This window comes from Streptomyces sp. AF1A, assembly GCF_047340315.1.
GTDB lineage: Bacteria > Actinomycetota > Actinomycetes > Streptomycetales > Streptomycetaceae > Streptomyces.
The window spans coordinates 1-5,143 of record NZ_JBLEBI010000289.1 but is presented as its reverse complement, the minus strand read 5'-3'; the positions used below and the strand labels follow the sequence as shown (position 1 = coordinate 5,143).

At 75.8% G+C, this 5,143-nt stretch carries 4 protein-coding genes; 1 reads left to right on the top strand and 3 read right to left on the bottom strand.

The window, feature by feature from the left end; genetic code table 11:
* Positions 1 to 78: 78 nt before the first annotated feature.
* Positions 79 to 2,034, top strand: coding sequence for a helix-turn-helix domain-containing protein (locus tag ACLU3S_RS35710; RefSeq protein ID WP_413956130.1), 1,956 nt, complete (start codon positions 79 to 81; stop codon positions 2,032 to 2,034).
* Positions 2,035 to 2,164: 130 nt separating this feature from the next.
* Here the strand turns inward: ACLU3S_RS35710 and ACLU3S_RS35705 are convergent, their stop codons facing one another.
* From ACLU3S_RS35705 to ACLU3S_RS35695, 3 genes are all read right to left on the bottom strand, one after another.
* Positions 2,165 to 3,133, bottom strand: a complete 969-nt coding sequence (locus ACLU3S_RS35705; protein WP_413956129.1) for an alpha/beta fold hydrolase — start codon at positions 3,131 to 3,133, stop codon at positions 2,165 to 2,167.
* Positions 3,130 to 4,263 (bottom strand): branched-chain amino acid ABC transporter permease, encoded by a 1,134-nt coding sequence (locus ACLU3S_RS35700; RefSeq protein ID WP_413956128.1) that lies wholly within the window; start codon positions 4,261 to 4,263, stop codon positions 3,130 to 3,132. The genes ACLU3S_RS35705 and ACLU3S_RS35700 overlap by 4 nt, the downstream gene beginning before the upstream one ends.
* A partial coding sequence (locus tag ACLU3S_RS35695) for a branched-chain amino acid ABC transporter permease (RefSeq protein WP_413956127.1) occupies positions 4,260 to 5,143 on the bottom strand: 884 nt, incomplete at its 5' end. The genes ACLU3S_RS35695 and ACLU3S_RS35700, both read right to left, overlap by 4 nt.

Genomic DNA, 5,143 nt, shown 5'->3' with positions numbered 1-5,143 from the left:
AGCGCAGTACCGCGTCGAGGTCGGGCGGCCGTTCCCCGGATCCACCGCCCGCCCACGACCTCGCAACGGTTGCCCGCCATGTCGCACAAGCCCACCTCCGGCGCCCGTCATCTGCGCCGGCTGCTCGAACTCCTCGCCGCGGGCGCCCCTGCCGAGGACCTCGGTGCCGTCGCCGTCGAGGCGCGCCGCAGCGGCGCCGCCGCCCCGGACCTCGCGGAGGTGGAGCAGGCCACCGAGGCCGCGCTGCGCGTCCAGAGCACGCTCCGGCAGCACCGGCGCCGGGAGGCGGAGCTGACCGCGCTCTTCGACACCGCGGGGGACCTCGCGGCCCTGCGCGACCTCGACGCGGTACTGCGCTCCATCGTCCGGCGGGCCAGGATGCTCCTGGGCACCGACACGGCCTACCTCACGCTGCCCGACGAGGAGGCCGGCGACACCTACATGCGGGTCACCGACGGCTCGGTGTCGGAGCTGTTCCAGAACCTGCGCCTGCAGCTGGGGGAGGGCCTCGGCGGCCTGGTCGCGCAGACCGCGCGCCCCTACGCCTCCCCGGACTACCGCACCGACGACCGCTTCGTGCACACCGGCAGCATCGACGCCGGTGTGCTGGACGAGGGCCTGGTCGCGATCCTCGGCGTGCCGCTGCTGCTGGGCTCGGGCAGCGGCGGCCAGGTCATCGGGGCGCTGTTCGCCGCCGACCGCACGCCGCGCACCTTCGCCCCGGACGAGGTCGCCCTGCTGTGCTCGCTGGCCGACCACGCCGCCATCGCCATCGACACCGCGAAGGCCATGGCCGACGCCCGCGCCGCACTGGCCGAGCTGGCCGAGGCGAACGCCGTCATCCGGGAGCACTCCGCCGCCATGCAGCGGGCCGAGGAGGCACACGACCGGCTCACCGATCTGGTGCTGCGCGGCGGCGACGTCCCGGACGTGGCCGCCGCCGTGGCCGGTCTGCTGAAGGGGGACGTCGCGGTCCACGACGGCTCCGGGTGGCCGCTCACCGCGGTCGGCGAGCACGGGGGCTTTCCGCGGAGCGCCGAGGACCCCGGCGGTGCGGCCGCGGCGGCGGCGCTGGTCGAGGCGGCGAAGAGCTCACGCGCGGCCGCCCACGCGGTGTTCCGTGACGGGCGCTGGGTCTGCGCCGTGCTGGCCGGGCAGGAACTGCTGGGCTGTCTGGTCCTGTACGGGCGGCCCGATCTGGACGGTCCCGACCGGCGCCTGTTCGAGCGCAGCAGCGTCGTGACCTCTCTGCTGCTGCTGTTGCGGCGTTCGGTCGCGGAGACCGAGAACCGCGTCCGCGGCGACCTGATCACCGATCTGCTCACCGCGCCCGACCGGGACCCGGCCGGCCTGGTGGCCCGCGGCCGCCGCCTGGGCGTCGACCTCGCCCGGCCCCACGTCCTGCTCGTCGCCCGGACCGGTGACGCGGCCCGTCAGCGGCTCGCCGACGCCGCCGTGCAGTACCTGTTCGGGTGCGGCGGCGTCAGCGCGGAGCACGAGGGCTCCGTGGTGCTGCTGCTCCCCTGCGACGGCACCGCGCCGGGCGAGGCGGCCCGCGCCGCCGCCGCGCAGCTCGGCCAGTTGGCCGGCGAGCCGGTCACGGTGGCCGGCGCCGGGCCCGCGGCCGGGCCGCGGGCCATCGCCGACGCGCATGCCGAGGGCCTGCGCTGCCTGCGGGCCCTGCGGGTGCTCGGCCGGGCCGGGCACGGGGCGAGCGTCGCCGAACTCGGCTTCCTCGGTGTGCTGTTGGGCGAGGGACACGACGTGGACGGCTTCGTCACCGCCACCCTGGGGCCGCTGCTGGAGTACGACGCCCAGCGCGGCACCCAGCTGGTCCGCACCCTGCGCGCCTACTTCGGCTGCGGTGGGAGCCTGACCCGGGCGAAGGAGGAGCTGCACGTGCACGTGAACACGGTCGTGCAGCGGCTGGACCGCATCCAGGCGCTGCTCGGCCCCGGCTGGAACACCCCCGAGCAGATGCTGGAACTCCATCTCGCCCTGCGCCTGCACCTGTTGTCGGGCGCGGGCGCGTGACCCGCGATCCCCCACGCGGCGCGGGTCTGTGCCCCGCACGTGGGCCGCGCGGGGACCGAGCCGTACGGCGGGGCGGCGCACGCGGTATCGCACGGCTCCGGCGCGCGGGTCACGGTGCCGGCCGGCCCGGTCACCGTGACGGCGTGCCGCCCGGCTCTCCGGTTCCCGACACGCCGGTCGCGACCAGCAGATGCTGTGCCACGATCCGGGCGCCCTCGTCGCCGAGGAGGATCGTGTAGTGGTTGGTGCCGGGGACGAGCCGCGTGCGCACCAGTTCGGGGTCGAGGCCGGCGGCGGCGAGCCGCTGTTCGTCGTACAGGCCCCGCGGCTCGTCCATGAGACCGCGTTCCGCCCACAGCAGCACGGCCGGACGGGGCAGCCGGTGCACCGCGCCCGACACCTCCCCACCGAGCTGGTCCACGCCGTCGGTGCGGACCGCCTCGAGGCTGCAGGAGGAGCGCAGTTCGGGCTCCTCCCCCACCAGATCGCGCTGGATGTAGGCGTCCACCCACGGCGACCAGCAGGCGGCGAAGGCCGGATGCCGCCGCCAGAACGCGCGGTAGGCCTCCCGGTCCGGGAACGTCATCGACAGCCGCCGCATGGCGGGGCCGATCACCGAGGTGATCAGCGCGTCGGGGTCCAGGCCGGCCGGGACGGGGAAGCCCACACCGCCGTCCACCAGCAGCAGGCCGGTCGGCAGGTGCGGGTGGCGCACCGCGGTCAGGGCCGCGGCGAAGGCCCCCATGGAGTGGCCGGTCAGCACCACCCGCTCCACACCCAGCGCGTCCACCACGGCGGCCGCGTCGTCGGCGTGCGCCGCGATGCCGTACGGGCCGGGCAGTCGCCCGCTGCGGCCCCGGCCGCGCAGGTCGGGCGCCACCAGGGTGACCCGCCCGGCCAGGTGGTGGGCGACACGCGCCCAGCTCAGGCCGTTGGCCGTGATGCCGTGCAGCGCCAGCACCACCGGCGCGCCCGGGTCGCCGGCCGGCCAGCGCGCGACGGCCAACTGTCCGCCGGGCACCGGCACGAGAAGCTCCTCGTGCCCCGGGGCACCCGGGACCTGACGGGCCGTTGCGTCGTTTCCCGCGATGCGGCTCATGGCGTCGGGACCTCCTCGGGGACGGCGGCGGCGCGGGTCGTACGGGCGGCACGCAGCCGTGCCGGGAGCCGCGCCACGCCGCCGGGCAGCAGGTATATCACCGCAACGAACAGCGCGCCGAGCAGGAACAGCGGCTGCGACAGCGGCACCCGGACCACCGGGGGCAGGCCGGCGACCGCGCCCGAGCCGGCCAGGTCGCCGAGCCGGTGGTCGGCCCAGGTGTAGAGGATGCCGCCGGCCAGGGGACCCCACCGGGTGCCCGAGCCGCCCAGCACCACCATCACCAGCAGGGAGAGGGTGAAGTCGGAGGTGGTCGTCTGCGGGGTGGCGCCGCCGGTCAGCAGCAGGTACACGATGCCGCCGAGCGCGGCCAGGGTGCCGGCCAGCACGAAGGCGGCCAGTTTGAAGCCGTACGGGCGCAGCCCCAGCACCTCCACCCGGCGTTCGTTCTCCTTTATGCCCTCCCACACCCGGCCGATGGGCGAGCGGACCGTCCACTGCACGACGGCCAGCACCACCACGAGGTAGGCCAGGGCGATCCAGTACAGGTTTGCGGTGTGCTCGATGCCGACGACCGAGCCGGGCAGCCGGTCGGCGGGGGCGGCCCTGCCCTCCTCGCCGCCGGTGACGCCTCCGGGGTCGCGCTGCACCAGGATCGAGGCGGCCTGCGCGAAGGCGAGGGTCACCATGGAGAACCCGATGCCGCTGACGCGGAGGCCGACCGCGCCGAGCACGGCGGACAGCACCACGCCCGCGAGCAGGCCGAGCAGCGCCGACACGGCGAACGGCAGACCCGCCTCCAGCATGACGGTGTTGGTGACGTAGGTGCCCGCGGCGAAGTACAGCGCGTGCCCGAAGGACAGCAGTCCGGTCCGGCCGGGCAGCAGGTCGTACCCCGTGGCCAGGCCGCCGAAGAGCAGGCACAGGGCGAGCAGTTGGAGGTTGCCGGGTCCGCCGATCGGGCCGTCGAGCAGGCCCGGCAGCGGCAGCGCGCTGTAGGGCGCGGTGATCAGGACGACCAGCAGCAGGGCGGGCCACCAGCGGGTGGCCCGCCGCAGCCGTCCCGACCGGGTGGCGACGGGGTGATCCGCCGTGCGGGCCCGGCCGCGCGGCTGGGTGGCGGTGGTCATGCGAGCCTCCCGGCGAGCCCCCGCGGCCGCACGAGCAGCAGGGCGGCGAGCAGGACGACGACGGCGAGGTCGCCGAGGCCTGCGCTGGTGTAGTAGTTGGCGAACTGCTGGACGAGGCCGACGGCCACCGAGGCCAGCGCGGCGCCGGTGAGCGAGCCCATGCCGCCCGTCACGACGACCACGAAGGCGAAGATGAGCAGCGAGGTGCCCTGTTCGGGGTCCACGGAGCCGAGGTAGAGGCCGCCGAGGGCGCCCCCGAGGGCCGCCGCCGCACCGCCGATGGCGAAGACCAGGGTGAAGGCCCTGCGCACGTCGATGCCCAGCGCGGTGACCATCGCCCGGTCCTCCACGCCCGCGCGGACGACGAGTCCGTGCCGGGTGCGGCCGAGGAACAGCTTGAGCGCGGCCAGCACCACCAGGGCGGCGGCGATCAGGACCAGGCGGTTGAGCGGCACTTCGGCGCCCAGCAGGCCGAAGGTTCCGGACAGGGCCTTCGGCCCGGAAAAGGGCCGGGCGTCGGACCCCCAGATCGCGGACAGCAGGGCCGGGACGGCCAGGCCCACGCCCACGGTCGCGAGGATCTGCTCGCGGGGGCGGGTGTAGAGCGGGCGGATCACGGCGAGTTCGAGCAGCACGGCGGCGACGGTGCCCACCGCGGTGCCGAAGACGACGGCGAGGGCGAATCCCGCCCCTGCGGCGCCGGCGCCGGGCAGGTGCCCGGAGGCCGCCCACCAGGTGCCGTAGGCGCCGACGGACAGCAGGGCGCCGTGGGCGAAGTTGAGCACGTCCATCAGGCCGAAGATCAGCGACAGGCCGGCGGCGACCAGGAAGTACAGGGCGCCCAGGCCGAGCCCGGTGCAGGTGAGCAGCACGACGGTGG

Bases quoted from the DNA above. Each gene is read 5' to 3' on its own strand.
- ACLU3S_RS35710 (WP_413956130.1), top strand. From the start codon at position 79: ATGTCGCACAAGCCCACCTCCGGCGCCCGTCATCTGCGCCGGCTGCTC.
- ACLU3S_RS35700 (WP_413956128.1), bottom strand. From the start codon at position 4,263: ATGACCACCGCCACCCAGCCGCGCGGCCGGGCCCGCACGGCGGATCAC.
- ACLU3S_RS35705 (WP_413956129.1), bottom strand. From the start codon at position 3,133: ATGAGCCGCATCGCGGGAAACGACGCAACGGCCCGTCAGGTCCCGGGT.